Raw genomic sequence first — 24,678 nt, forward strand, 5'->3', positions numbered from 1 at the left:
TCGAACTCCCTTTCTCAGCCGGTGAGTTCGTTGCCGACCAACGACACGAACGATACGCATTCGCCCGGTCCGCCACCCAGGTTGTGGGTGAGTGCGAGCGAGCGCCCTTCGGCGAGGGTGCGCACCGTGCGCTCCGGCGGCGCTTCACCTCGCAACTGGAGCCACGCCTCGAACATCATGCGCAGGCCGGAGGCGCCGATGGGGTGGCCGAAGGCCTTCAGGCCGCCGTCCGGATTGACCGGCAGCGAACCGTCGAGGTCGAACACCCCGCTGGTGACGTCCTTCCAGGCCTGGCCGCGCCCGGAGAAGCCCAGGTCCTCCATCAGCACCAGCTCGGTGGGCGTGAAACAGTCGTGGACCTCGGCGAGTGCGATCTCGGTCCGCGGGTCGGTGACACCGGCCTGCCGGTAGGCCTCCTGGGCGGAGGCCACGACCTCGGGGAAGGTGGTGAAGTCGTACTCCGGGTCGAGAAGTCCGTCCGCCGGTCCCGCGACGAACGACAGCGCCTTCACGAAGATCGGCTTGTCCGTGTACCGGTACGCGTCCTCGGCGCGTACGACGATCGCGGCGGCCGAGCCGTCCGATACACCGGAACAGTCGAAGACGCCGAGCATGCCCGCCACGATGGGCGCGGACCTGATGCGCTCCAGCGGGACTTCCTTGCGGAACTGGGCGCGGGGGTTGCGGGCGCCGTTGGCGTGGTTCTTCCAGGCGATGCGGGTGATGACGTTCTTCAACTCGTCCTCGCCCAGGCCGTACTTGGCGGCATAGGCGGGCGCGAGGAGCGAGAAGTTCGCCGGTGCCGTGATCTCGCCCCGGCTGTCGTCACCGGCGCCCGGCATCGTCGTACCCGAAAGCCCGGACATGCCGGAGTCCTTGAGCTTCTCGACGCCGACCGCCATCGCCACGTCGTAGGCGCCCGAGGCAACCGCGTAACAGGCGTTGCGCAGTGCCTCGGAGCCGGTCGCACACATGTTCTCCAGGCGGGTGACCGGCTTGTACGGCAGGTGCAGCGGACGGCTGAGAGTGAGTCCGGAGACGCCGGAGGCCTGAGTGCCGAGCCAGAAGGCGTCGATGTCGTCGAGAGTGATGCCGGCCGAGGTGACCGCTTCGCCGACCGCGTCGACCAGCAGATCGTCGGCCGAGCGGGTCCAGTGTTCGCCGAAGGGCGTGCAGCCCATGCCGACGATCGCGACGCGGTCCCGAATTCCGTGCGAGCCCATGATTTCGTTCCCCTCCTCAGTCCTCGTCCGTGCGCAACGGACGGGCCTTCCAGAAGTAGTTGTGGACGCCGGCCGCGGTGACGGTGCGCCGGAAGGTCATCTCCACCCGGGCGCCGATGGCGGCGTCGGCCTCGGTGGCGTCGGTGAGCTGGCAGCGGAACCGGCCGCCGCCGTCGTAGTCGACGACCACGACGAGCATCGGCGGGCTCGGCGTGTGCGCGAGGCGATCGACCGTGAAGGTCGCGACGGTGCCGCGTGCGTCGGCCATCGGTTCGTCGGTCATGGCGTCGACGCTGCGGCAGGACGTGCACACGCGGTCCGGCGGCAGATGGCGGGTGCCGCACTTCTCGCAACGGGACGCCACGAAGCCGTACTTCCAGCCGTTACGGCGGTGCGCGGGCGGGGCGTACGGCGGTTCGGGGTCGGGGCGGCGGGGCGGTTCGCGGTCGAGGAGGCCGCGCCAGGAGAGATAGGTGGCGTACGGCATGGGCGCGCTGCCTGCCGCGATCTGCGCGGCGACCGGGCGGGCGCCGCGGTGGGCCGGCAGGGCGTCCGTCGTGCGCAGGAGTATGACTCCGGCGCCGTCGCCGAGCACGACGAGCGCGATGGTCTCGCCGGGGCGGGCGCGGTCGAGGACGTCGGCGAGGAGCAGGCCGGGCTGGGCGGTGCCGGGGTTGCCGATCGCCGCGGTGAGGTCTGCGGTGACGGCTTCGGGGCGGGCGCCGGCCTTGCGCCGTACCGCCGCGCACGCGCGCGCGTGCAGGCCGGTGACGATGAGGTGGTCGACGGCGGTGATGTCGAGTCCGGCCCGGTCGAGGGCCGCGCCGAGGGCCTTGCCCGCGAGGTCGACGTAGATCTCCTCGGCGAAGCGTTCCTCCCACACCCGAGAGGTGGGCGAGCCGGGCAGCCGCCAGCGGTCGAGGATTTCGTCGCTCACGGTGTCGTGGGCGAGGAGTTCCGCGATGACGGGGGTGCTGTCGCGATGGCCGCCGAACACGAACGCCGCCGCGCCGTCGCCGCCCGCGGACTCGTCGCTGGAGCCGGGCAGGCCGGTGCGCAGGTCGGACAGGACCGTGAGGGTGGGGACCGTGGAGCGGGCGGCCGTGACGAGGGCGCCGAGGCCGGAGCGTACGGAGCCCGCCATGTCGGCGGCGAGGACGTGCTCGTCGAGTCCGAGGGCGGCGTGGACCGCGGTGGCGTTGGTCTTGTCGAGGTAGGCGGGGGCCGCGGTGGCGAGGAAGAGCTGGCCGATGCGGGGGCGCAGTCCGTCGGGGACGAGGGCTCCGCGGGCCGCCTCGACGGCCATCGAGGTGGTGTCCTCGTCGTATCCCGCGACCGCGCGCGTGCCCTTGCCTGCTGGGGTGCCGAGTACTGCTGCGACATCGGCGCGGGCGAGGCGGTGGTACGGCACATAGGCGCCGTATGCGATCAGTCCGGCCATCAGCGTCCTCCCTGAGCGTTGGTTTCGATGGTTCGCTCGAAGACCGCGGCCAGGCCCTGTCCGCCGCCGAGGCACATGGTCTCCAGGCCGTAGCGGGCGTCGCGGCGGTCGAGTTCGCGCAGCAGGGTGGCGAGGATGCGGCCGCCGGTGGCACCGACGGGATGGCCGAGCGAGATGCCGGAGCCGTTGACGTTGAGCCGCTCGAAGTCGGCCTCGGTCAGGGCCCATTCGCGGGTACAGGCGAGCACCTGGGCGGCGAAGGCCTCGTTCAGTTCGATGAGGTCCATGTCGGCGAGCTTCAGCCCGGCCCGTTCCAGGGCTTTGGCCGTGGCGGGCACCGGGCCGATGCCCATCGTCTGAGGGGGTACGCCGGCGACGGCCCAGGAGACGAGACGGCCCAGCGGGCGCAGACCGAGTTCGGCGGCGCGTTCGGGGTGGGTGACGACGCAGAGCGAGGCGCCGTCGTTCTGTCCGCTGGCGTTCCCGGCGGTGACGGTCGCCTCCGGGTCCTGGCGGCTGAGGACGGGGCGCAGTGCCGCGAGTTTCTCCAACGTCGAGTCGGGGCGCGGGTGTTCGTCGGTCGCTACGACCGTCTCGCCCTTCCGAGTCCGTACGGTGACCGGCACGATCTCGTCGGCGAACCGGCCCTCCCGCTGGGCGGCGACGGCCTTCTCGTGCGAGCGCAGGGCCAGCTCGTCCTGTTCCTCGCGAGGAATGCCGTACTCGCGCCGAAGGTTCTCGGCGGTCTCCAACATGCCGCCGGGGACAGGGTGGTTGACGCCTCCGGAGGTGACCCGGCCGCGGGCCAGCCGGTCGTGGAGGGTGGTGCCCGCGCCGCGTACGCCCCACCGCACACCGGTGGTGTAGAACTCGGCCTGGCTCATGGCCTCCACTCCCCCGGCCAGCACGAGGTCGCTCGCGCCGGTCTGCACCTGCATGGCGGCGGTGATCACGGCCTGGAGTCCGGAGCCGCACCGGCGGTCGATCTGGAGGCCGGGCACCTCGACGGGGAGGCCCGCGTCCAGGGCGGCGACCCGGCCGATCGCGGGGGCCTCGCCGTTGGGGTAGCACTGGCCGAGGAGTACGTCCTCGACGGCGCCGGGCGGTATGCCGGTCCGTTCGAGCACCGCCCGTACGACCGTGGCCGCGAGCTCGGCCGCGGTGACGTCCTTCAGGACACCTCCGTAGCCGCCGACGGGGGTGCGCACGGGTTCGCAGATCACCGCGTCACGCATCGGTCAGGCCTTTCGTCAGGGGGCGGACGCCTCGCGAACGAGCGTCACATGTATCGGCCACCGGTCACCTCCAGGACGGCTCCGGTGATGTAGCTCGCCATGTCGGAGGCGAGGAAGAGGACCGCCTGGGCGACCTCGGCGGGTTCGCCGGCGCGGCTCAGGGGGATTTCGGCGAGCTTGGCGTCCCAGGCGGCCCGGGGCATGGCCTCGGTCATGGCGGTGCGGATCAGCCCGGGCTGCACGGCGTTGACGCGGATTCCGGCGCGGGCCAGCTCCTTGGCGGACGCCTTGGTGAGGCCGACGAGGCCTGCCTTGGCGGCGCTGTAGTTGGTCTGGCCGAAGTTGCCGACCTTGCCGGCGATGGAGGAGATGTTGACGATGCTGCCGCTCACGCCGTGTGCGCGCATCGACTCGGCCGCGTACCGGGTGCCGTTCCAGGCGCCCGTGAGGTGGACGTCGACGACGGCGCGGAAGTCGGCGACCGGCATCTTGCGCAGGGTCGCGTCCCGGGTGATCCCGGCGTTGTTGATCATCACCCCGACGGGTCCGAAGGTGCCGACGCAGTGGGCTACGAGGGCGGCGACCTCGTCCTCGTCCGTGACGTCGCAGCGCAGGGAGTTGGCGGCGACGCCGTTCTTGGTGAGGCGCTCGGCGGCCTCGGCGGCCGCGTCCTCGTTGATGTCGCCGAGGACCACGGAGGCGCCCGCGCCGCCGAGCACACCGGCGATCTCGAAGCCGATGCCCTGTGCTCCGCCGGTGATCACCGCGTTACGGCCGTCCAGCAGTCCCATGCCCGCCCGTCCCCAGCTCGACGCTATTCCTCTAAAATAGATAACCTATTACGCTGAAAGTATCAATAAGGCGAACCCCGGCCGCGGGAGGAGACAGCGCAGGTGGACATCACTTATCCCCCGGAGACCTTGGCGTTCCGGAGCGAGGTCAGGGCGTTCCTGGCGGAGGCCCTCCCGGCCGACTGGCGGGGAATCGGCGCCCTCGACGAGGAGGCCGCGTGGGCCTTCGCCCGTGACTGGCGGAAGCGCCTCGCGCGGCGCGGCTACCTCTCGCTCACCTGGCCCGAGGAGTACGGCGGCCGTGGTCTGTCCAAGCTCCACCAGGTCGTCCTGATGGAGGAACTGGCCCTGGCGGGCGTGCCGTTCGGGCTGCCGCAGGACACGTTCGGCGTGAAGATGCTGGCCAACACGCTGCTGCGGTGGGGCACGGAGGAGCAGAAGAGCCACTTCCTGCCGCGCATCCTCAGCGGCGAGGACACCTGGTGCCAGGGTTACTCCGAGCCGGACGCGGGCTCGGACCTCGCCTCGCTCACCACCCGGGCGGTGCGGGACGGCGAGGAATGGGTGATCGACGGCCAGAAGGTGTGGACCTCGGGCGCCCACCACAGCGACTGGATCTTCGTCCTGGCGCGCACCGACCGCGACGCCCCCAAGCACCGCGGCATCTCCTTCCTCCTGGTCCCACTCGACCAACCCGGCGTCGAGGTGCGCCCGTTCCGCATGATGAGCGGCCAACTCCACTTCAACGAGGTCTTCTTCAGCGGCGCCCGCACCCGGGCCGACCTCGTCGTGGGCGGCGTCGACAACGGCTGGAAAGTCGCCCAGAGCCTGCTGGGCGTGGAGCGCGGGGAGGAGGCCGCGACCAACCCGATCCTGTTCAAGGCCGAGGTCGAGCGTCTCGTCGCACTCGCCCGCGCATACGGCAAGGACCAGGATCCGGTCGTACGGCAGCGGATCGCCTGGTGCTGGTCCAAGGTCGAGATCATGCGCTTCCTCGGCTACCGCATCCTCACCGGCTGGCTCAAGGGCACCGAGCCCGGCCCGGAGTCGTCGATCGCCAAGCTGTACTGGAGCGAGTACCACACGGTGGTCACCGACCTGGCGATGGACATCATGGGCCTGCACGGCCAGGTCCCGGTGGGCCGCCCGCCCCTGCGCACGTACCGCACCGACGACCCCGGTGCCGCGAACTCCTCGGCGTCCTGGTCGACCACGTATCTCATCGCCCGCTCCGGCACGATCTACGCCGGGACGTCTCAGGTGCAGCGGAACATTCTCGCGGAGAGGGTGCTGGGCCTGCCGAGGGAGCCGAGAGGGTGACATACGGCTCGGACACTGAGCAAGCCCGGGGTTCGATGGCGCCCCGTTGGGGGCGCGGGGAACTGCGCGACCAGCCACGACGACGCCGCAGACGAACGACGACAGATCCTGGCACTACCCAGCGGAGCGTCTCCCCTCGAACACCTCGACCTCCGGAACCGGCCGCGGCCCCTCCCCCGGCCGCCACCCGGCATCCAGCTTGCGCAGCCCCACACCGTCCGGTGCCCAGATGTGGCAGCTGTTCAGGACGCCGGCGGTGGAACGCGGGCCGTGCGACGGCAGACCCGAGTCACGGCGCCGCGCATTGGCCGAGATGGCCGCCTGCACGACGGCGGGGCCGAGCACGCGGGCGAGTTCGTACAGGTGAGTACAGCCCGAGGCCCCTCGGAACCGCTCCTGGATCGCCCGGTTGAAACCCGCGGCCACGCTCAGACCGACCAGACCCTCGAAGGCCGAGGTGATCAACGGGCATTCGGCGTGCGGGAAGGTCCGCATGTCCGCGTCGGCGGCCACGATGACCATGTCCGCGAGCCGGATCCGTACGGCCAGCACCATCCGGTGGATCGTCGCGGCCGACGCGTCCTCCCGCGGCCGTACGTCGGCCAGTTCCGCCTCGACGGACAGCTCCGCGCCGCCGTCCTCGTCGTAGGCGCTCACGGTGATCGTACGGCGGTGCAGGGGCAGTTCGGCGCGGGTCACGACGCCGCCTCACCCAGCGCGGCGAACTCCGGCTGCCGTCGCTCGATGAAGCTGCGCACGCCCTCTCGGTAGTCCGGGGCCCGTTTTGCCGTGGCCAGCAGCGCGGCCGCGTCGTCCCTGCTCGCGACGAAGCTCCGCGACTGATCGTCGGCGAGCTGCCGCTTGATCAGGGACATCGCGTACGGGCTGGCGGAGCGGGCGAGTTCGGTGGCGTACGTGAGTGCCGTCGGGAGCAGTTCCTCCGGCTCGACGAGACGGTTGACCAGGCCCATCGCCAGCGCCTCCGGACCGTCGATCCGGCGCGAGGACAGCAGCAGGTCACTCGCGTTCCCGTAGCCGACCAGCCGGGGGAGAATCCACGACACCCCGTCCTCCGCGACGAGCCCGCGCGCACTGAACGCGGCTGCGAACCGGGCGCCCGGCACGGCGAACCGCACATCGCACATCAGCGCCTGGTTGAAGCCGATACCGGCACACGCGCCGTTGATCGCGGCCACGACGGGCTTCGGGAAGCTCATGGGCCTGGTGCGCGGCGGCAACCGGTCGGTCGGCCACGGCTCGGCCCCGGAGGACGCCCCGTCGAGGACGCTCATGTCCATCCCCGGGCAGAAGCTGCGCCCGGCCCCGGTGAGCACCACGACCCGCACCCGCGGATCGGACTCGGCACGGTCGAACAGCTCGTTGTAGAGCAGCTCCATCTCGAGCGTCCAGGCGTTGTGCCGCTCGGGCCGGTTGAGGGTGAGCAGCATGACCCCGTCGTCGGTGAGGTCGGAGAGGATCACCATCGAGTCCTCCATAATAGATAGATGAATCATCTATATACCCAAGGGGCAGACGCACGCCAGATCCGGGGCAGTCCGACGACGATCACCGATCCCTTGACCTGGTACCCTCGATGCACTAAGAAGATTCATTTTGCTATATACGCCACACATCGTCAGCGAGGAGACTCCGCCGTGGCCGAGGCAGCCCGTGCAGAAGCGCCCACCGTGCCCGCCCCCTCCCGCCACCGTGTCGGACGCCAGGTGCGCGTACCGAAGACGGCCGAGCTGGTCGCCGCGCATCTGCGCCGCCAGATCGTGCGGGGCGAGCTGAAGCCCGACGACGCGCTGCCGCCGGAGTCGGGCCTGATGGAGCAGTTCGGCATCTCCCGGCCGACCCTGCGTGAGGCCTTCCGCGTCCTTGAGTCGGAATCGCTGATCACGGTGCGCCGCGGAGCCCACGGCGGCGCCCGGGTCAGCGCGCCGGACGCCGAGGTCGCGGCCCGTTTCGCCGGTCTGATCCTGGAGTACCGCGGCGCCACCCTCGGCGACGTCTACCGCGCCGCCGCGCTCATCGAGCCGCCCTGCGCCCGCCAGCTCGCCACCAAGCACACGGCGGACGACATCAAGCGGCTGCGCGAGGCCGTGGCCGCCGAGAAGACCGCGCTGGACGACCCCCTTGCCCTCGTGGAGGCCCAGGACGCCTTCCACGCCCTGCTGGTCGAGCTCACCGGCAACCAGACCCTCATCCTGCTGTGCGGCATGCTGCGCACCATCGTCGACCGTGCGAACGCCTCGTACACCGCGAGTGCCACCGACACCGAGACGCAGAAGGCGCAGGCCCTCAAGGGCCACCGCGCGCACGTCCGGCTGGTCGGCCTGATCGAGTCCGGCAAGGCCGACGAGGCCGAGAAGCTGTGGCAGCGGCACATCTCCAGCGCCGACGACGTGGTGAACTCGGCCGGCCCGAAGACCGTCCTCGAACTGATCGACTGACACCGCTCAGCCCGTGAGGTCGGCCGCCAGGTCGGCGACGTCGGTCATGAAGGCCGTACCGCGCCGCGAGTGGTCGTATCCCGCGAGCGGGTAGCCGTTGCTCAACAGCGCGAAGGACAGCCCGGTCTCCGGGTCCATGAAGCCCAGTTGATATGCGGCTCCGGCGTTCCCGAAGAGCGACGGCGAACCGGTGGACGGCAGCCCGCTGCCCGCGTCGGGACCGGCGACGGTGACGAACAGCCCCATGCTCGTACGCCGACCGCCCCCGCCGCCGTAGACCTGGTCGCCGTACGGATGCTCGGTCAACCGGATCCGGGTGCCCTCGGCCACCGTCTCCGGTTTCCACAGGCCCGAGTGCTCCAACGCCTGGAAGAACAGGGCGACATCGGCGGCCGTGGCGACGAGTGCGTGACTGGGCTCGCCTGCCGCCAGCACCTGCGGGTCGGAGAGGTACCAGGGGCCCCAGGGGTCGGGCTCCTGGTCGTCGTCGGTGCGGTCGGTGGCTGTCATGGGAGCCACCGTGCTCGGCTGCCGCTCGACGGGGACGCCCAGCTCGATCGAGGACAAGCCCAGCGGCCCGACGATCCGCTCGCGCAGATGGTCGGCGAAGGGCAGGCCCGTACGGCGCTCCACGATCTCGGCGATCAGCCAGGCGGCCGAGGTGAGATGGAACTGGAAGCGGCTGCCCGGCGGGTAGTCGAGCCGCCAGCGACCGAAGGCCGCGAGGCGCTGCTCGCGGTCGAGCATCTTGGGGTGGCCCAGCGGCGCGAAGGGGAAGCCGGCGGTGTGGGTGAGCACCTGCTCGACCGTCACGGCCTCCTTCCCGTTCGGCGCGAACTCCGGGATGATCTCGGCGACTTGCTCCCCGATGTCGAGCAGGCCGTCGCCTATCAGCTTCCACACCGCACCGGCGACGATCGACCGGCCGACGGACTGAAGGATGTAGCGGGTGTCCGGCCGGGCATCGCCCCAGGTCTCGAAGGCCACGAGGCGCCCCGCGTGGGCGACGGCGACCTGAGCGGAGGGCAGCGGGCCGTGCTCCACCTCCAGCCTGATCCTGCGCAGCAGCACATCCAGCCGGTGCGGGTCGACACCCACAGCTTCGCGTGTCATGTCTCTCTCCTGTGCTGCGGCTCCCGCAGACTCCGGCGCAGCACCTTGCCGTTGGCGTTGCGCGGCAGGTCGGCGACGAAGCACCAGCGGACGGGGACCTTGAATCCGGACAGCCGGGCGCGGGCGTACGCCCTGAGCGCGTCCGGTTCCGGCGGGGCGGCGGGGTCGGAGGGGACGACGAAGGCGACGACCGTCTGACCGAGGCGGTCGTCGGGGACGCCGGTGACCGCGACGTCCACGATGCCGGGATGGGCGGCGAGGACGGTCTCCACCTCCAGCGGATGGACGTTCTCCCCGCCACGGATGATCATGTCGGTGCGCCGCCCGGCCAGATAGAGATACCCGTCCGCCGAGACCCGCCCCAGATCGCCGCTGCGCAGCCAGCCCGTCTCGTCCACCCGGAAGAGGTGCTCCGCACGGGCATCGATCTCGCCGACCCCGTCCGGACCGGCGTCACGCACCCGCAACTCCACACCGGGCGCCGCCCGTCCGACGGACCGCAGCAGTTCGGTGCGCCCGGCGACGGCCTCACGATGGTCGTCCGGGGTGAGCACGCTGATGGGCGATCCCTCGGTCTGCCCGAACATGTTGAGCATGCGGACCCCGGGCATCGCCTCGTACGTCCGCCGCAGCGTGCCCGCGCGGATGGGCGCGCCGCCGTACTGGAGGACGCGCAGACTCTTGTGGTGGGCCTGGCCCGCGGCCAGCAGCGTCTCCAGCATGGCGGGGACCATGCTGGTGTGCGTGGTGCCGAGGTCCCTCAGCTCCGCCCAGCCCTCGACGGTGAAGCGCGGCAGCCCGGTGACCAGCGCTCCGGCGGCGAGGGCGACGGCGATGTTGCCCAGGCCCGCGATGTGGTGGAAGGGCGCGCTGCCACCGTAGAAGCTCTCGGCGTCCAGCGCACAGAGCCCGCCGTTGACGCGAGCGCGGGCGGCCAGCCGGCGTTGGGTCATGGGGACGGGCTTGGGCGCGCCGGTCGTTCCTGAGGTGTGCAGAACGGCGGCGAGTTCCTCCGGGACGGCCGTAAGTGGCCTGGGATTACAGGGCAGTTCGGGCACCACCACTACCCTTCGGTCGGAGAGCTCCGCGACCTGGCGGCCGAGGTTCGTGAACTCTGCCTGCACGACGATGACTTGGGACGCGCCCTGCTTCACCACCGAGGCGATCTCGTACGGCGTCATCCGCACCCCGAGTGGCGCCAGCGGGTGTCCGGAGCCCGCGCCGCCGATCACCAGGGCGAGGGCGTCGGCGGAGGTGGCGACGAGGGCGGGGACGGGTTCACCGGGGGTGAGACCGAGCGTGTCCAGCCAGTCGGCGGCGCCGCCCGCGCGGTCGAGGAGTTCGCGTCCGGTCCACGTCAGGTCGCCGAACCGGGCGGCGGGACGGCCATGGTCGTAAGCGGCGGCCACCATGCCCGTCCAAGTGGCTTCCCGCGTGCCGCCCACCGGATCAGGGCTCCAGGCGGGCCGTCGCGGTGCCGGTGACCACCTCGCCGCCGTCCTGGTTGACCGTGCGGAGCGAGAAGCGGGCGACCGGACCGGCCGGGGTGTCCTCGACGGACTCGACAGTGGCCGTGGCCGTCAGGGTGTCGCCGGGCCACACCTGAGCCTTGAAGCGCACGCCGAAGGTCACCAGCGACTCGATGCCGATCCAGTCGGTGAGCACCCGTCCGGTCATGCCCATGGTGAGCATGCCGTGGGCGAACACGCCGGGGTACCCGGCCGCTTCGGTCGCGAACACCTCGTCGGTGTGCAGGGGGTTGAAGTCGCCGGAGGCGCCCGCGTACTGGACGATCCGGGAGCGCTTCAGGTCCTCGACGAGCACGCTCTCGCGCATCTCGCCGGTCTTGATGTCGTCGACGTGCATCACGAGTCCTTCCGGGTGGCGGGGCCCTCGGGGACGACGGCCACGGTCAGGGCGGTGACGACCTTCTCTCCCCCGGCGTCCCGGTACTCGGTGATGCGCTCGCTGAACAGCAGCCGGCCGGTGCGGCCCTGCTTCTCCCAGCGGCGTCCGGGCACGGTGTGCGCGTACAGGGTCTCCCCGGCCCGCACCGGGCGGTGGTACTCGAAGTGCTGCTCGGCGTGCAGACCTCCGCCGCCCTCGGGCATCGTCCCGGGGCCTGCTCCGGAGCCGAACCACTCCTGCCCCGGCTTGGGGCGCAGGTGGTACTCCGGGTCGTAGTGGGCGCTCGCCATGGTGAAGGTCGGCGGTGCGAAGTCCTCGTACGCCGGGCTCTCGTCGCCGATGGCACGGGCGAACACCATGATGTGCCCGGCCTCGACGGGGAACGGCTGCCCTGTCATGTCTCGCTGTCTCCTCGGTCAGTACGGCAGGAACGCATCGCGGGTGGCGTCCTCGGGATCGAAGTCGGCAGGCAGTCCCTCGAACTTCGGCTCCCGCTTCTCCATGAAGCTCGCCACGCCCTCACGGAAGTCCGGGGACCCGGCGAAGAACTCCATGGCCGAGTACGACCGGGCCAGCGCCTCCTCGAACGGCCGGTCCAGATCGCCGTACACCTGATGGCGTACGACGGCCATGGCGCGCGGCGAGCAGTTGCGGGCGATGTCGCGGGCGTAGGCGCGGGCGGCGTCGAGCAGGTCCTCGGGCGCCACGACCCGGCTGACCAGGCCGAGTTGCTTCGCCTCGTCGGCGTCGAAGACACGGCCGGAGAGCAGGAGGTCGAGGGCGTTCTCCAGGCCGACGACGCGGGGCAGGACGTACGGCAGGTTGTACTCGCCCGCGAGGCCACGGCGGGTGAAGGCCGTGGTGAAGCGGGCACCGCGGGCGGCGAAGCGGATGTCGCAGATCAGGGCCTGGACCAGGCCGATGCCCGCACAGGCGCCGTTGATGGCGGCGATGAGCGGCTTCGGCAGGTCCCGCTTGCCGTACATCGGCACCCGGGCCCGGAGGTTGAGGGACTGTCCCGGCTGGGCGTTCTGCTCCAGCCGCTGGACGTCCATGCCGGGGCAGAACGCCCTGCCCGCCCCCGTGACGATCACGGCCTTCACCGCCGGGTCGTGCGCGGCCTCCTCCAGGAGCGTGAAGAAGCGGCGCTCCATCGGGAGGCTCCATGCGTTCTTGCGCTCGGGCCGGTTGAGGGTGACGGTGGCGACGCCGTCCTCGTCGACCTCGTACAGCACCAGGTCCTGATCGGCTTGCTCGGGCACGTCGTCACTCCTGAGTCAGCGGTTCGATGGGGTCGCCGACGCCGGCCCGTTCCCCGGAGATGGTCACCACCACCTGGCCCCGGGCGCAGACCCGGCCGTCCGGCATACGCACGTCCACGTCGGCGAAGTGCAGCCGGCGGCCGCGCCGGACGCAGCGTGCATGCGCGACGGCCTCCCGGCCACGGGCGGGCGCGAGGTACTGCACGGACATCGACACGGTGCTCAGCAGACTGCCCTTGTCGAAGTCATGTCCGGCGATCACGGCGCCGGCGCCCGCGGTGTCGATGAGCGCCGAGATCACCCCGCCGTGGAAGACGCCTTCGTGGGCGGAGAGCGACTCGGCGTAGGGCAGGACCATCTCGATGCCGTCCGGGTCCCAGCGCAGGATCCGCATACCGCAGCTGCGGTTGAACTTGACCCCGCGCTCCCAGCGGGCCCGGAACCACTCGCGGCGTTCGCGCTGTTCCTGGTCGGTGAGGGTCCTCGCCGCGACGGTCATCCGCGCACCTTCCGGTCTCTGCCTCGCGATGCAGATCCATATAGTTACATGATTCAGCGCCATCCGCGAGGACTGGATGTATTATTTATCTAACTCATTAACAAGGTCTCAAGAAGGGGAAGGTACTCGATGCCGTCCACCGCCCTGGCCGGGATCCGCGTCCTCGACCTGTCCCGCATCCTCGCGGCACCGCTGGCCACCCAGATGCTGGGCGACCTGGGCGCGGAGGTGATCAAGGTGGAGCGGCCGGGCAACGGCGACGACTCCCGGACATACGGGCCGCCCTTCCCCGCCGGCCCGGACGGCGAACGCACGGACACCGCCGCCTTCTATCTCGCCTGCAATCGCAACAAGCAGTCGGTCACCGTCAACCACGCCACCGCCGAGGGACAGCAACTGATCCGCGCGCTGGCCGCCCGGTCGGACGTGCTGGTGGAGAACTTCCGTGCCGGGACGCTCGCGAAGTACGGGCTCGACCAGGAGAGCCTGCGCTCGCTGAACCCCCGGCTCGTCTATCTCTCGGTGACCGGCTTCGGCCAGACCGGACCGTATGCGCAACGCCCCGGCTACGACGGCATCTTCCAGGCCATGTCCGGGATGATGAGCGTCTCCGGTCACCCCGCGGAACCGATGAAGGTCGGCGTCAGCATGGTCGACATCCTCACCGGCCTGTACGCCGCCACGGCCGTGCTCGCCGCCCTGCGGCACCGGGACGCCACCGGCGAGGGCCAGTTCATCGACCTGTCCCTGCTGGACTGCGGGCTGGCCTCGCTGTCGCACTTCGCGATGAACTACCTGGTGTCGGGGGAAGTCCCGCAGCGGCGCGGCAACGGCGGTTACGGCGGCATCCCGTCCCAGGCCTTCCAGTGCAAGGACAAGCCGATCTTCCTCGTCGCCGGCAACGACAAGCAGTTCGCCGCCTTCTGCACGGCGGCCGACCGCACCGATCTGTCGCAGGACCCGCGGTTCGCCTCGACGTCCGCCCGGATCGCGCACCGCGAGGAGATCCTGCCCATGCTGGAGGAGATCCTCCGCACCCGGACCCGCGACGAATGGCTGACGGTCCTGGACGAACACGACGTCCCCGCAGGCCCGTTCAACGAGCTGCCCGAGGTCTTCGCCGACCCCCAGATCCAACACCGCGAGATGCTGGTCGAGATCGAGGACCCGGTATCCGGCAGCCTCCCCCTGCTCGCCAACCCGATCCACCTGACAGCCACCCCCATCGACGGGTACACCCCGCCACCCACGCTGGGCGAACACACGGCCGAGGTCCTGGCCAGGCTGGCGGGGGTGACGGAGACACGGCTGGCCGAGCTGCGCAAGCGAGGGGTCGTCTAAGCAGTACAGGTGAATTCCGGTGCACCACAGCGCCCCGTAAGGGGCGCGGGGAACTGCGCGACCAGCCCCCACCGGCCCGCAGCCGACGAACCCACACCCCTCACCCGATAAGCGTGCGGCCACCCTCAAGCATCAGCGTCGCCCCCGTCAGATAGCCCATGTCATCACTCACCAGCGCCGCCACCGCCCTCCCAATATCCCCCTCCGGATCACCGAGCCGCCCCAACGGAATATCGGCGGCCAGCCGTTCGGCATGGTCGGGATGGTCGGCGAGATACGCCTCCGCAGCCGGACTGAGCGCGGCCGGGCAGATCACGTTCACCCGGATCCCGTACGCACCCCACTCCCGCGCGGCGACCCGCGTCAGCCCACGGATCGCCTCCTTGGCCATCGCATAGGACGCGAACGTGGGATCCCCCTGCACGGCAGTCGACGACCCCAGGTTCACGACGCTGCCCCGACTCTCCCGCAACCAGGGCAGGGCGGCCTGCATCGCATGGAACGTCGCCAACGGCCCGCTGCGATAGGCGAGTTCGACATCGTCGTACGACGTCTGCTCCAACCGCCGCTGCACCGAGGACTGCGCGTTGTTCACGAGCACGTCCAGCGCGCCGAACTCCCGTACCGTCTCGGCCACCATGCGGTCCACGTCGGCGCGTTCGCACACATCCCCCGCGACGGCGAGCACCCGGCCTCCCCGCCCGGTGATCTCCGCGGCCGTCTCCTTCAGCTTGCTCTCGGTACGGCCCGTGACCACCACCGCGGCCCCTTCCACGGCCAGCGCGAGCGCGATGCCGCGTCCCACTCCCTGGCCACCGCCGGTGACCAGCGCGACCTTCCCGTCCAGTCGCATTCACGTCTCCTTCCAGAAGGGCGCCCAGGTGGGAAAGGCGTCCGGCAGCGGTGGCTCACCGGCCCCCGCCCAGCTGTTGAAGCAGACGGCCTGCGGGCGCTCGGTGACATCGGCCGCGTACCAGTGCTGCTCGCGGCGCCGGGAGAAGTACCACTCGCCGCCCACGCGCGCGTACTCGTCGAGATAGCGGATCGCCATGACGATCCACCGGTCCCCCACCTCGTGCTCGGCCCGGCAGTAGACCGAGCCCGTCGCGGTGTCGCGGCCGGTGAACTCGACGCGGTGGCCGCAGATCTGGTGGATGGAGCGGTGGAAGCCGCGCACGAGCGGCTCGATGTGCGCCCGGAGGGCCTCCCGGCCGCGGCCGCGGCGCCCCATGTCCACGTCGGGCCGGAAGCAGCCGACCCAGGCGTCGAGGTCGCGGGCGTCGACCGCGAGGGCGTAGCGGATGGGGAGTTGCTGGATGGCGAGCTGGGACTCGATGCGGTCGATGCGATCCGCCGGGCCGCTCATGGCCGGGGGTCCTTCGGGAGTCCGAGCACCTGCTCGCCGATGATGTTGCGCTGGATCTCGCTCGAACCGCCGTAGATCGTCTCCGCGAGGGAGAGCAGGAAGGACCGCTGCCGGGTGTCCAGGCCGTAGTCCTCGCCGACGATCTGCCCCGCGGGGCCGGCCAGTTCCATCGCGAGGTGGCCGAGTCGCTGGTGGCGTGTCGAGGCGTACAGCTTCGCCGTGGTCGCCTGCGGGCCGGGTGCGCGGCCCGCGATCAGTTCGGCGACGGTCCGCATGTTGGTGGTGCGCATGATCCGTACGGAGATCCAGGCGTCCAGGATCCGTCGGCGCAGCATCGGGTCGTCGAGGGCGCCGCGCTCGCGGGCCAGCTCGATCAGGGCGTCGGCCTCGCGCTCGTAGCCGAGTTGCAGGGGCAGCAGGGTGGTGCCGCGTTCGATGCCGAGCGTGCCCATCGCCGTGCGCCAGCCGCCGCCGACCTCGCCCACGACCAGGTCGGCGGTGGTGCGTGCGTCGGAGAGGAACACCTCGGCGAACTCGTCCTGTCCTGCCAGGTTGCGGATCGGGCGGATGTCGACGCCGGGCTGGTCGGTCGGCACCAGCAGCATGGTCAGGCCCTTGTGCCGCTGGGAGGCCGGGTCGGTGCGGGCGAGGACGTACAGCCAGTCGGCGTGGACGCCGAAGGACATCCAGACCTTCTGCCCGTTGACCACCCACTCCTCACCGACCCGCTCGGCCCGTGTGCGTACGGACGCCAGGTCGGAGCCGGCGCCGGGCTCGCTGAAGCCCTGGCCCCACAGCTCCTCCACGGCGAGGATCGGCGGCAGGAAGCGCTTCTTCTGTTCCTCGCTGCCCATCGCGAGCAGCATGGGTCCGAGCAGGTCGAGGGAGCTGCACGTCGCCCGGTAGGGGGCGTTGGCCCGCGCGTACTCGTACTCGAAGACGATCTCCTCGACGAGCCCCAGTCCCCGCCCGCCGTACTCCTCGGGCCAGCCCACGCCCAGCCACCTCCCGGCGGACAGTTCGCGGTCCCAGGCGAGCCGGACCTCCCAGGCCGCGCCGTCGGTCGGGCCGCCCACTCCTTTGTGTTCGGCGAACTCCCCCACCAGGTGCTGGGCGAGCCAGTCGCGCAGTTCGTCGCGGAAGTCGCGTACCGCGGGTCCGAAGTCCAGCTCCATGTCGCTCATGTCGCTCTCCTAGATGCCGAGCCGAGCGGCCAGCAGCTCCCGGTGGTACGCGGGCGTTCCGAGCAGCACCTCGGAGCTCTTGGCCCGCTTGAGGTGGAGGTGCGCGGGGTGCTCCCAGGTGAAACCGATTCCGCCGTGCACCTGGATGCTGTCGCCCGCGATCAGCGTGTACGCCTCGGAGCAGAAGGCCTGGGCGAGAGCCGAGGCGATCGCGGTCTGCGTCTCGTCCCCCGCGTCCAGTGCCCACAGGCCGCCGTACGCCGCCGAGCGCGCCGACTCGATCTCGGTGAGCATGTCGGCGCACTTGTGCTTGATGCCCTGGAACGAGCCGATCGGCCTGCCGTACTGGACGCGGATCTTCGCGTACGACACGGCGGAGTCCAGGGCCGCGGCGGCTCCCCCGACCTGTTCGGCGGCGAGCAGGACGGAGGCCGTGGCGAGGGTGCGGCTCAGCACCGGCCAGGCCGTGCCCTCGGTGCCGAGCAGCCGGGCCGGAGTGTCCGTGAACTCCACGCGGGCCTGTTTGCGGGTCTGGTCGAGGGTCGGGAGGGGGGTGCGGTCGAGGCCCGGTGCGTCGCCGTCCACCGCGAAGAGGCTGATGCCGGACGGGGTGCGGGCGGCGACCAGGAGCAGGTCGGCGAGGTGTCCGTCGGGGACGTAGGTCTTGACGCCGGTGAGCCGGTTGTCGTCCCCTGCCGTGAGCCCGATGCCCGCCTCGTCCCAGCGGCCGTTCTCCTCGGTCAGCGCGAGCGTGGCCACCGTCTCGCCGGACGCGATGCCCGGCAGCAGGTCGGCGCGGGCCTGTTCGTCGTCGCAGCGCAGGAGTGCCTCTGCGGCCAGGGCCACGGTGGCGAATAGGGGCGCGCAGAGCAGGGCTCGGCCCGCCTCCTCGAAGACGATGCCGAGATCGGCGTAGCCGAAGCCCGAACCGCCGTACTTCTCCGGTACGGCGAGTCCTTGCAGACCCAGTTCGGTGGCCATGCGCCGCCAGACGACCGCGTCATGGCCGCGCGACTCGGCGGCCAGTCGGCGGACGTCGGCCTCGCCGGAGTGTCTGGCGAGGAACGACCGTATGACCTTGCGCAGTTCGTCCTGCTCCTCGCTGAAGGTGAGATCCATCCCGAGCTTCCCGTCCTCGGTGTTGCCCGCTCACGATACAGTTAGATAATTATAGTATCCGCACTGAATACACCAGGAGCATGACGTGACGGATCCCTATCAGCAGTTCACGAGCCTGACCTTCGAGCGGCCCGCGCCCGGGGTGCTCCGGCTCGTGCTCGACGCCCCGAACCTCAACGCGGTCGATCCCCGGATGCACGGCGAGCTGGCCGACATCTGGCCGGTCGTCGACCGGGACGAGGAGACTCGCGCGGTCCTGGTCCAAGGCGCGGGGAAGGCCTTCTCGGCGGGTGGGACCTTCGACTCCATCGAGGCCATGACCGAGGACTACGTGGTGCGTGCGCGGGTGATGCGCGAGGCGCGGGACATGGTCTACGGGGTGATCAACTGCTCCAAGCCCGTGGTGTCGGCGATCCACGGCCCCGCCGTCGGCGCGGGGCTCGTGATCGGCATGCTGGCCGACATCTCCGTGGCCGGGCGCCGGGCGAAGATCGTCGACGGGCACACCCGGCTGGGCGTGGCCGCCGGTGACCATGCGGCGATCTGCTGGCCGCTGCTGTGCGGCATGGCCAAGGCCAAGTACTACCTGCTGACCTGCGAGGCACTCACCGGCGCGGAGGCCGAGCGGATCGGTCTGGTGTCCAAGTGCGTCGACGACGAGCAGGTGCACGCCGAGGGGCTGCGCCTCGCGACCGCCCTGGCCGCAGGACCGGCGAGCGCACTGAGCTGGACCAAGCGCTCCCTCAACCACTGGTACCGCACCGCCCAGCCGCTCTTCGAGGCCTCCCTGGGCCTGGAGTTCTTCGGGTTCGGCGGGCACGAGGTCACCGAGGGCCTCGCCGCCCACCGCGAGAAGCGCGCCCCGGACTTCGAGGGCGTGGCCACCAAGCATCCGCTCGACCTCTAGGAGCCCGTGATGACATCGGATTCCACCACCACCGAAGTCCCCCCGCTGGTCAGCGGGTTGACCTACGAGGAGATGCCCGCCGGGCAGATCTTCCGCACCGCCCGCCGCACGATCACCGAGACCGACCTGGTCAACTTCGTCACCTGGGGCGGCTTCAACGAGCCGCTCTTCTGGGACGCCTCGCACGCCGCGGACGGCGGATACACCGGCCGGCTGGTGCCGGGGGCGCTGACGTACTGCATCGCCGAGGGGCTGGTGCTCCAGACGAACGTGCTGCACGGCACCGGTCTGGCGTTCCTGCACATGGAGTTGACGATTCTGGGTCCGGTGTACGTCGGTGACACGCTGTACGCCGTCGTCGAGACGACGGACTCGCGGCCGTCGAGTAAGCCCGGCCGGGGCGTGGTGACCAGCCGGATCACCGTCCGCAACCAGCGGGACGAGGACGTGCTCGTCTACACGCCGGTGCGGCTCATCCGCGGCAGGGACTACGAGGCTCCGGCGCCCTGAGTCCTCGGCACCACGTGGAGTCCGGCGGGCAGCCCGGTGGGGGCGGGGACGAACGCTCCCCGGCGAACCCAGTCCGCCGGCATCGGCGGGCGCGGCGGCAGATCGTGGTCTGGCACGCCCATCGCGTAGAGGCGTGTGTAGCGGAGCTTCGCCTGAAGGTTGTCGAGCACCGACCAGTACTCGTAGCCGCACACGTCCACACCACGCTCGATGACTCCGGCCAGCCAGGAGAGCCGGGCGCGGAGGAGCGCCCGGCGCCTGCCGTCGTCGCGCCGTCCCGTGCTGTCGACGAGGTCCAGGTCGCCCATGCCGTTGTCGATGACGGACAGGGGTGGCAGGAGGTCGCCGTACAGCTCGTGCAGGGCGGCGACGGCGTCGGCGAGGCCTTCGGGGAGGATCGGCCAGCCGTACGCCGTCGTCTCCACGTCGTCGAAGGGGATCACGGCGAAGCCGAGGCCCACGAGCAGCCGGTTCACTTCGTTGAGGGCGCTGAGGCACTTCATGACGGGGAGGGCCCGGGGCAGGTTCTCCGGGGCGGTGACGCGGAACGGCGTGTACCAGGACAGGCCCAGCAGGTCCTGTTCCGTCGCGATGGTGTCCAGGTCGCCCGGGCGTACGCACCCAGTGGCCTCGACCGGTGAGACGTCGTCCTCGGTGACCATGTGCTCGCCGAGGAGCATGGGGTCGAGGAACATACGGTTGGTCCAGCTCTCCAGTCGCTCCACGGCCAGGCGGTCGTAGGGGTCGTCGGTGGCCGCGTAGCCGCCGACGAGCGTGACCGTGGTGCCGATCCGGCCGCGCGCACCGGTTGCCCGCAGCGCCTGGGTGGCGAGGCCGTTGGCGAGGAGGATGTGGTGGACCGCGGGCAGTCCCGCCCTGCCGATGCCGCGGCCGGGGGGATACATTCCGGCCACGTGGTCCGCGAGCGTGGGGCTCGCCAGATCGGTCGAGGTGATCCAGCGGTCGACCCGGTCGCCGAAGCGGCGGCCCATTTCGGCGGCGTACTCGGCGAAGCGGTTCGCGGTGTCGCGTGCGAGCCAGCCGCCGGAGGCGTCGAGCCACCCGGGGAGCGACAGATGGAGCAGGGTGAGGCTGGGCTTCAGGCCGAGTGCGAGCAGCGAGTCGAGTGCGCGGTCGCAGCGGTCGAGGGCGGCCCGGTCCCAGACGCCTGGTCCGTCGGGCTGGAGTTGCGGCCATCCCACGACGGCACGGTGTGTGGTCGGGGCGACGCCGAGCACATGGCGAATGTCGTCGGTCCACTGCCGGAAGTGTCCGCCCTGGTCGGGCAGGGGCAGCGGTGCCGCCGCGATGGCGTCCGCGGTGGCGGTCCCCCAGTGGACACCGCGGTACGAGTCGTACAGAAAACCATCGCTCATGGTCACCGTCCAGGCGATGAATAGTTTAGCGCATTCAACTGAATGGTCGCCGTGCGGACGCTAACACTTCGGGGAAAATACGACAATGTTTCGGCCAGATCTCTCCGGGCCGACCAGAGTGATCACTTGCGTGTCGTGTCAGCTCCCGCCGAGGATGAGGTCGGCCGCCCGCCAGGCCATGGCCATGATCGGCGCGTTGAGATTGCCGGACACCATGGTCGGCATGACCGAGCAGTCGACGACCCGCAGGCCCTCGATGCCACGCACCCGCAACTCGGCGTCGACGGCGTCGCCCTCGGCCGGACCCATGGCGCAGGTGCCGATGGCGTGATAGCCGCAGCGTCCGTGGTCGAGGCCCGCGTCGATGATCTCCTGGTCCTCCCGCACCTCGGGGCCGGGCAGCGTTTCGGCCGTGATCCGTCCGGCGATCGGCTCGGTCTCGAAGAGTTCGCGCATCCTGCGGAACAGGGCGGTGCCGACCGTACGGTCATGGTCGGAACCGAAGTAGTTGGCCGTGATGGTGAGGGGCGCTTCGGGGTCGGCCGAAGTGATGTGCAGGCTTCCCTCGGCGTTGGGGCGCAGGATGTAGCCGAGGCCCATCACTCCGGGCTCGCGCTCGACTCCGGGCTCCTTGCCGGGGATCTCCGGTGCGAGGGAGACCGGCGCCATCAGCAACTGGGCGTCCGGACGGTCGAGTTCGGGGCGGCTCTTGAAGAAGGCGATGACATCGAAGGCGGGGGCGGCCAGCGGTCCTCGGCGGGTCGTCAGGTACTTCACCCCGGACAGGCCCTGCCGCAACGGCGTGCTGAGCGCCTTGTTGTAGCCGAGGTTGTCCCTGAGCCGGTACTGGACGACGAAGCAGCGGTGCTCGCGCATCCTGCCGCCGATCTGCGGGCTGTCGACCAGGACGTCGATACCCGCCGACTTGAGCGTCTCGGCCGGTCCGATGCCCGAGAGTTGCAGGATCTTCGGCGTGGCGATGCTGCCGGCGGAGAGGATCACCTCGCGCCGGGCGCGGACGTCGGTCTGCTGCCCCTCGCTGCGGGTCCGTACGCCGACGGCTCGGCCCTTCTCGGACAGGACCGACGTGACCAGGGTGTCGACGGACACGGTCAGGTTGGGCCGGTGCTCGACCGGGTGCAGGAAAGCGCGGGCGGCGCTGAAGCGCTGTCCCTTCTTGATGGTGGCCATGGCGTAGCCGATGCGTTCGTCGTCGCTCGCATTGAGGTCGTCGGTGCGGCGCCAGCCGAGTCGTGTTCCGGCGGCGATCAGCTCCTCGCAGAGCGGTTCCTGCCGTGCCGCCGTCGAGATGTGCAACGGCCCGCCCGCGCCCCGGACTCCGGAGCCGCCGAGTGCGTTGTCCTCGATCCGCCGGAAGACCGGGAGCATGGTGTCCCAGCCCCAGCCGGGGTTGCCGAGCCGCTCCAGCTCGTCGTAGTCGGCGCGGTCGCCGCGGTTGTAGACCATGCCGTTGACCGAGCTCGATCCGCCGAGCGTCCGGCCCCGCACCCAGTGCTCGACCCGCCGGGCAGGGCCCACCGGCTCCACCGGGTAGTGCCAAGCGTACCGGGGATCGCCGAGCAGCTTGCCGAACCCCTTGGGCATCCTGATCAGCGGCGTGGAGTCCCTGCCGCCCGCCTCGATCAGCAACACCGTCGTCCCGGGGTCCTCGGACAGACGGTTGGCGAGCACACACCCCGCCGAACCGGCACCCACCACGATGTAGTCGAACGTCGTCATCACACCTCCCGGTGCTTTCAGCCTAAACAGGTCGGTGAAGTCGGGTGCGGTTCGGCAGCGCCCTGAAGGGGCGCGGGGAACTGCGCGACCAGCCACGAAGGCGCCGCAGACGATCGAACGGCCTATCGCGGCACTTCCAAGCGGAGCGTTTACGCATCGAAGGGACGGAACTCCTCGTCCTGCCACCAGGGAAACACCGGCGGCATGTCCTTGCTGACCCGACCCGGGAACTCGGGCGGCCGCTTGGCGAGAAATGACTCGATGCCTTCCGTCGGGTCCGGGCCGCCGCCGATCTGGCTCATGATCCGTGAGTCCAGGCGGTGCGCGGCCATGGGGTGGGGCTCGCCGAGCATCCGCCACATCATCTGCCGCGACAGAGCGACGGAGACGGCCGAGGTACTGTCGGCGATCTCGCGTGCGAGGCCGTACGCCGCCGGGAGCAGCTCCTCCGGCGGGTGCACGGAGCGTACGAGCCCGGCCGCCAGGGCCTCATCGGGGCCGAAGAGGCGGCCGGTGGCCACCCACTCCATGGCGCGCTGCATGCCCACCGCCCGCGGCAGGAACCAACTCGCGGCGGACTCCGGGACGATGCCGCGGCGCGCGAAGACGAAGCCGAACTTCGCCGAGGTCGAGGCGAGCCGGATGTCCATCGGCAGGGTCATGCTGACGCCTACGCCGACCGCCGGGCCGTTGATGGCGGCGATGACCGGTTTGGTGGCGGAGTAGAGCCGTAGCGCGACCCGGCCACCGGCGTCCCGGTGCCAGGCGCCGGCCTTTCGGTGGTCGAAGGATCCGCCGCCCGTACTGACGTCGGCGCCCGCGCAGAAGCCTCGTCCGGCTCCGGTCACGACGATCACGCGCACCTCGTCGTCGGTGTCGGCCGCGTCCAGGACGTCCAGCAGGTCCTGCATCATGCGCGGGTTGAAGGCGTTGAGTTTCTCGGGCCGGTCGAGGGTGACGGTGAGGATCCGGTCCGCCACCTCGGCACGTACGGTCTCGTACTCCTGGTCCGGCATACGTGCCCTCCGCACTCGGTTCCCTGTCAGCTTAATTAGTTATAGCATTCAACTCTACTGACTCATTCCTGAATGGTCGACGGCGGTGGAGATGACGGATCTGGTGGTGACCGCCCGAGGGCCGGTCCAGCTGGTCGAGCTGAACCGGCCCGAGCAGCTCAACGCGATGAGCGAGGAGCTGCACGCGGGTCTCGCGTCGGTGTGGGAGGACGTGGCGGCCGATCCGGAGGCGCGGGTCGTCGTCCTCACCGGGCGCGGCCGGGCGTTCAGCGCGGGCGGCAACTTCGACATCATGACCAGGGTCCAGCGCGACGCCGCGTTCCGGGAGCGGAACGTGGACGAGGCCCGCCGGATCATCACCGGTATGGTCCGCTGCCCGCTGCCGGTCATCGCGGCGGTGAACGGGCCCGCGGTGGGCCTCGGTTGCAGTCTGGCCCTGTTCAGCGACCTCGTACTGATCGCCGACGGCGCGTATGTCGCGGACCCGCACGTCCAGGTCGGACTGGTCGCGGGCGACGGCGGCGCGCTCGTGCTGCCCCTGCTCGTCGGCCTGCCCCGCGCCAAGGAACTGCTCTTCCTCGGCGACCGGGTGAGCGCCGAGGAGGCCGTCCGGCTCGGCATCGCCAACCGCGTTGTGCCCAAGGACAAGCTGCTGGACGAGGCCCTGCGGCTCGCCGAGCGGCTGGCCGCCCTGCCCGTCAGGGCGCTGCGCGAGACCAAGCGGGCGGTGAACCTCCATCTGGAGCAGGCCATCGCCGCCGTACTGGAACCGGCACTGCTCGCGGAGCGGGACAGCATGACCGACCCGGAGCACATCGCGGCCGTCGAGAAGATCATCGCCGCGCGCGGCGCACGCTGAGCGGAACGGGAG

General features: G+C 70.7%; 25 protein-coding genes. 6 read left to right on the top strand and 19 right to left on the bottom strand.

Translation table 11 applies throughout. From position 1 onward, the window contains the following. Nucleotides 1-14: 14 nt before the first annotated feature. The 4 genes from KCH87_RS41350 to fabG are packed head-to-tail and all read right to left on the bottom strand — an operon-like array spanning nucleotide 15 to nucleotide 4,690. Nucleotides 15-1,223 carry an acetyl-CoA acetyltransferase gene (locus KCH87_RS41350; protein ID WP_210593074.1) on the bottom strand — a complete coding sequence of 403 codons (1,209 nt, stop codon included), beginning with the start codon at nucleotides 1,221-1,223 and terminating at the stop codon, nucleotides 15-17. A gap of 16 nt (nucleotides 1,224-1,239) precedes the next feature. Further along, nucleotides 1,240-2,664 carry an OB-fold domain-containing protein gene (locus KCH87_RS50315; RefSeq protein ID WP_210593075.1) on the bottom strand — a complete coding sequence of 475 codons (1,425 nt, stop codon included), beginning with the start codon at nucleotides 2,662-2,664 and terminating at the stop codon, nucleotides 1,240-1,242. Continuing rightward, the gene (locus KCH87_RS41360; protein WP_210593076.1) at nucleotides 2,664-3,899 is read right to left on the bottom strand and encodes an acetyl-CoA C-acetyltransferase; all 1,236 of its coding nucleotides are present in this window, start codon (nucleotides 3,897-3,899) and stop codon (nucleotides 2,664-2,666) included. The genes KCH87_RS50315 and KCH87_RS41360 overlap by 1 nt, the downstream gene beginning before the upstream one ends. Nucleotides 3,900-3,943: 44 nt before the next feature. After that, nucleotides 3,944-4,690, bottom strand: coding sequence for a 3-oxoacyl-ACP reductase FabG (gene fabG / locus KCH87_RS41365; RefSeq protein ID WP_210593077.1), 747 nt, complete (start codon nucleotides 4,688-4,690; stop codon nucleotides 3,944-3,946). Nucleotides 4,691-4,792: 102 nt separating this feature from the next. Here fabG and KCH87_RS41370 point away from each other — a divergent pair, with 102 nt between their 5' ends. Beyond that, on the top strand, nucleotides 4,793-6,010 hold the full coding sequence (locus tag KCH87_RS41370; protein ID WP_210593078.1) for an acyl-CoA dehydrogenase family protein: 1,218 nt from the start codon (nucleotides 4,793-4,795) through the stop codon (nucleotides 6,008-6,010). Between the two features lie 114 nt (nucleotides 6,011-6,124). Here KCH87_RS41370 and KCH87_RS41375 read toward each other — a convergent pair whose 3' ends face one another. Further along, entirely contained in the window at nucleotides 6,125-6,709 is a 585-nt protein-coding gene (locus tag KCH87_RS41375) for a DUF2889 domain-containing protein (protein WP_210593079.1), read from the bottom strand. Further along, nucleotides 6,706-7,494: an enoyl-CoA hydratase-related protein gene (locus KCH87_RS41380; protein ID WP_247197569.1), complete on the bottom strand. Its 789-nt coding sequence runs from the start codon at nucleotides 7,492-7,494 to the stop codon at nucleotides 6,706-6,708. The genes KCH87_RS41375 and KCH87_RS41380 overlap by 4 nt, the downstream gene beginning before the upstream one ends. 171 nt (nucleotides 7,495-7,665) lie before the next feature. Between KCH87_RS41380 and KCH87_RS41385 the strand changes: the two genes are divergently transcribed. Beyond that, nucleotides 7,666-8,466 carry a FadR/GntR family transcriptional regulator gene (locus KCH87_RS41385; protein WP_210593081.1) on the top strand — a complete coding sequence of 267 codons (801 nt, stop codon included), beginning with the start codon at nucleotides 7,666-7,668 and terminating at the stop codon, nucleotides 8,464-8,466. Nucleotides 8,467-8,472: 6 nt separating this feature from the next. On the opposite strand, the gene KCH87_RS41390 is transcribed toward KCH87_RS41385, so the two are convergent. The 6 genes from KCH87_RS41390 to KCH87_RS41415 are packed head-to-tail and all read right to left on the bottom strand — an operon-like array spanning nucleotide 8,473 to nucleotide 13,248. Next, the gene (locus KCH87_RS41390) at nucleotides 8,473-9,579 is read right to left on the bottom strand and encodes a serine hydrolase (protein ID WP_210593082.1); all 1,107 of its coding nucleotides are present in this window, start codon (nucleotides 9,577-9,579) and stop codon (nucleotides 8,473-8,475) included. Further along, entirely contained in the window at nucleotides 9,576-10,991 is a 1,416-nt protein-coding gene (locus KCH87_RS41395) for a class I adenylate-forming enzyme family protein (RefSeq protein WP_210593083.1), read from the bottom strand. Before KCH87_RS41395 ends, KCH87_RS41390 begins: the two co-directional genes overlap by 4 nt. 37 nt (nucleotides 10,992-11,028) lie before the next feature. Beyond that, on the bottom strand, nucleotides 11,029-11,445 hold the full coding sequence (locus KCH87_RS41400) for a MaoC/PaaZ C-terminal domain-containing protein (RefSeq protein WP_210593084.1): 417 nt from the start codon (nucleotides 11,443-11,445) through the stop codon (nucleotides 11,029-11,031). Continuing rightward, on the bottom strand, nucleotides 11,445-11,885 hold the full coding sequence (locus KCH87_RS41405) for a MaoC family dehydratase N-terminal domain-containing protein (RefSeq protein ID WP_210593085.1): 441 nt from the start codon (nucleotides 11,883-11,885) through the stop codon (nucleotides 11,445-11,447). Before KCH87_RS41405 ends, KCH87_RS41400 begins: the two co-directional genes overlap by 1 nt. Nucleotides 11,886-11,903: 18 nt before the next feature. After that, nucleotides 11,904-12,749: an enoyl-CoA hydratase-related protein gene (locus KCH87_RS41410; protein WP_210593086.1), complete on the bottom strand. Its 846-nt coding sequence runs from the start codon at nucleotides 12,747-12,749 to the stop codon at nucleotides 11,904-11,906. 4 nt (nucleotides 12,750-12,753) lie between these two features. Next, nucleotides 12,754-13,248 carry a PaaI family thioesterase gene (locus KCH87_RS41415; RefSeq protein WP_210593087.1) on the bottom strand — a complete coding sequence of 165 codons (495 nt, stop codon included), beginning with the start codon at nucleotides 13,246-13,248 and terminating at the stop codon, nucleotides 12,754-12,756. A 129-nt stretch (nucleotides 13,249-13,377) separates the two neighbouring features. Here KCH87_RS41415 and KCH87_RS41420 point away from each other — a divergent pair, with 129 nt between their 5' ends. Beyond that, nucleotides 13,378-14,589, top strand: a complete 1,212-nt coding sequence (locus tag KCH87_RS41420) for a CaiB/BaiF CoA-transferase family protein (RefSeq protein WP_210593088.1) — start codon at nucleotides 13,378-13,380, stop codon at nucleotides 14,587-14,589. A gap of 100 nt (nucleotides 14,590-14,689) precedes the next feature. Here KCH87_RS41420 and KCH87_RS41425 read toward each other — a convergent pair whose 3' ends face one another. From KCH87_RS41425 to KCH87_RS41440, 4 genes are read right to left on the bottom strand one after another with little or no spacing between them, the layout of a single operon-like run. Then, on the bottom strand, nucleotides 14,690-15,442 hold the full coding sequence (locus tag KCH87_RS41425; RefSeq protein ID WP_210593089.1) for an SDR family NAD(P)-dependent oxidoreductase: 753 nt from the start codon (nucleotides 15,440-15,442) through the stop codon (nucleotides 14,690-14,692). Beyond that, nucleotides 15,443-15,955, bottom strand: a complete 513-nt coding sequence (locus KCH87_RS41430; protein WP_210593090.1) for a nuclear transport factor 2 family protein — start codon at nucleotides 15,953-15,955, stop codon at nucleotides 15,443-15,445. Beyond that, the gene (locus tag KCH87_RS41435) at nucleotides 15,952-17,130 is read right to left on the bottom strand and encodes an acyl-CoA dehydrogenase family protein (RefSeq protein ID WP_210593145.1); all 1,179 of its coding nucleotides are present in this window, start codon (nucleotides 17,128-17,130) and stop codon (nucleotides 15,952-15,954) included. The genes KCH87_RS41430 and KCH87_RS41435 overlap by 4 nt, the downstream gene beginning before the upstream one ends. An 18-nt stretch (nucleotides 17,131-17,148) precedes the next feature. Beyond that, nucleotides 17,149-18,258: an acyl-CoA dehydrogenase family protein gene (locus KCH87_RS41440; protein ID WP_210593091.1), complete on the bottom strand. Its 1,110-nt coding sequence runs from the start codon at nucleotides 18,256-18,258 to the stop codon at nucleotides 17,149-17,151. A gap of 85 nt (nucleotides 18,259-18,343) precedes the next feature. Here KCH87_RS41440 and KCH87_RS41445 point away from each other — a divergent pair, with 85 nt between their 5' ends. Together KCH87_RS41445 and KCH87_RS41450 are read left to right on the top strand one after the other, a co-directional pair. Beyond that, nucleotides 18,344-19,165 carry an enoyl-CoA hydratase/isomerase family protein gene (locus KCH87_RS41445; RefSeq protein ID WP_210593092.1) on the top strand — a complete coding sequence of 274 codons (822 nt, stop codon included), beginning with the start codon at nucleotides 18,344-18,346 and terminating at the stop codon, nucleotides 19,163-19,165. Nucleotides 19,166-19,174: 9 nt separating this feature from the next. Further along, complete coding sequence (locus tag KCH87_RS41450; RefSeq protein WP_210593093.1) at nucleotides 19,175-19,675, top strand: MaoC/PaaZ C-terminal domain-containing protein; 501 nt, start codon at nucleotides 19,175-19,177, stop codon at nucleotides 19,673-19,675. Here KCH87_RS41450 and KCH87_RS41455 read toward each other — a convergent pair. The 3 genes from KCH87_RS41455 to KCH87_RS41465 form a co-directional block, all read right to left on the bottom strand. Beyond that, on the bottom strand, nucleotides 19,654-21,051 hold the full coding sequence (locus KCH87_RS41455; RefSeq protein WP_210593094.1) for a glycoside hydrolase family 1 protein: 1,398 nt from the start codon (nucleotides 21,049-21,051) through the stop codon (nucleotides 19,654-19,656). The two genes, KCH87_RS41450 and KCH87_RS41455, sit on opposite strands and share 22 nt — an antisense overlap. 138 nt (nucleotides 21,052-21,189) lie before the next feature. Continuing rightward, entirely contained in the window at nucleotides 21,190-22,791 is a 1,602-nt protein-coding gene (locus tag KCH87_RS41460) for a GMC family oxidoreductase (RefSeq protein ID WP_210593095.1), read from the bottom strand. A gap of 149 nt (nucleotides 22,792-22,940) precedes the next feature. Further along, complete coding sequence (locus KCH87_RS41465) at nucleotides 22,941-23,807, bottom strand: crotonase/enoyl-CoA hydratase family protein (protein WP_210593096.1); 867 nt, start codon at nucleotides 23,805-23,807, stop codon at nucleotides 22,941-22,943. A gap of 91 nt (nucleotides 23,808-23,898) precedes the next feature. On the opposite strand from KCH87_RS41465, the gene KCH87_RS41470 reads away from it, so the two are divergent. Further along, nucleotides 23,899-24,666, top strand: a complete 768-nt coding sequence (locus KCH87_RS41470) for an enoyl-CoA hydratase/isomerase family protein (protein WP_210593097.1) — start codon at nucleotides 23,899-23,901, stop codon at nucleotides 24,664-24,666. Nucleotides 24,667-24,678: the final 12 nt, after the last annotated feature.

Source organism: Streptomyces sp. GESEQ-35 (genome assembly GCF_017948485.1).
In the GTDB taxonomy this organism is placed as follows: Bacteria; Actinomycetota; Actinomycetes; order Streptomycetales; family Streptomycetaceae; genus Streptomyces.

Coding starts and splice junctions, on each gene's coding strand:
- KCH87_RS50315 (WP_210593075.1), bottom strand. CDS start 2,664: ATGGCCGGACTGATCGCATACGGCGCCTATGTGCCGTACCACCGCCTC.
- KCH87_RS41470 (WP_210593097.1), top strand. CDS start 23,899: ATGACGGATCTGGTGGTGACCGCCCGAGGGCCGGTCCAGCTGGTCGAG.
- KCH87_RS41400 (WP_210593084.1), bottom strand. CDS start 11,445: ATGCACGTCGACGACATCAAGACCGGCGAGATGCGCGAGAGCGTGCTC.
- fabG (WP_210593077.1), bottom strand. CDS start 4,690: ATGGGACTGCTGGACGGCCGTAACGCGGTGATCACCGGCGGAGCACAG.
- KCH87_RS41455 (WP_210593094.1), bottom strand. CDS start 21,051: ATGAGCGATGGTTTTCTGTACGACTCGTACCGCGGTGTCCACTGGGGG.
- KCH87_RS41450 (WP_210593093.1), top strand. CDS start 19,175: ATGACATCGGATTCCACCACCACCGAAGTCCCCCCGCTGGTCAGCGGG.
- KCH87_RS41465 (WP_210593096.1), bottom strand. CDS start 23,807: ATGCCGGACCAGGAGTACGAGACCGTACGTGCCGAGGTGGCGGACCGG.
- KCH87_RS41440 (WP_210593091.1), bottom strand. CDS start 18,258: ATGGATCTCACCTTCAGCGAGGAGCAGGACGAACTGCGCAAGGTCATA.
- KCH87_RS41420 (WP_210593088.1), top strand. CDS start 13,378: ATGCCGTCCACCGCCCTGGCCGGGATCCGCGTCCTCGACCTGTCCCGC.
- KCH87_RS41435 (WP_210593145.1), bottom strand. CDS start 17,130: ATGGAGCTGGACTTCGGACCCGCGGTACGCGACTTCCGCGACGAACTG.
- KCH87_RS41430 (WP_210593090.1), bottom strand. CDS start 15,955: ATGAGCGGCCCGGCGGATCGCATCGACCGCATCGAGTCCCAGCTCGCC.
- KCH87_RS41360 (WP_210593076.1), bottom strand. CDS start 3,899: ATGCGTGACGCGGTGATCTGCGAACCCGTGCGCACCCCCGTCGGCGGC.
- KCH87_RS41460 (WP_210593095.1), bottom strand. CDS start 22,791: ATGACGACGTTCGACTACATCGTGGTGGGTGCCGGTTCGGCGGGGTGT.
- KCH87_RS41415 (WP_210593087.1), bottom strand. CDS start 13,248: ATGACCGTCGCGGCGAGGACCCTCACCGACCAGGAACAGCGCGAACGC.
- KCH87_RS41390 (WP_210593082.1), bottom strand. CDS start 9,579: ATGACACGCGAAGCTGTGGGTGTCGACCCGCACCGGCTGGATGTGCTG.
- KCH87_RS41395 (WP_210593083.1), bottom strand. CDS start 10,991: ATGGTGGCCGCCGCTTACGACCATGGCCGTCCCGCCGCCCGGTTCGGC.
- KCH87_RS41405 (WP_210593085.1), bottom strand. CDS start 11,885: ATGACAGGGCAGCCGTTCCCCGTCGAGGCCGGGCACATCATGGTGTTC.
- KCH87_RS41380 (WP_247197569.1), bottom strand. CDS start 7,494: ATGGTGATCCTCTCCGACCTCACCGACGACGGGGTCATGCTGCTCACC.
- KCH87_RS41350 (WP_210593074.1), bottom strand. CDS start 1,223: ATGGGCTCGCACGGAATTCGGGACCGCGTCGCGATCGTCGGCATGGGC.
- KCH87_RS41425 (WP_210593089.1), bottom strand. CDS start 15,442: ATGCGACTGGACGGGAAGGTCGCGCTGGTCACCGGCGGTGGCCAGGGA.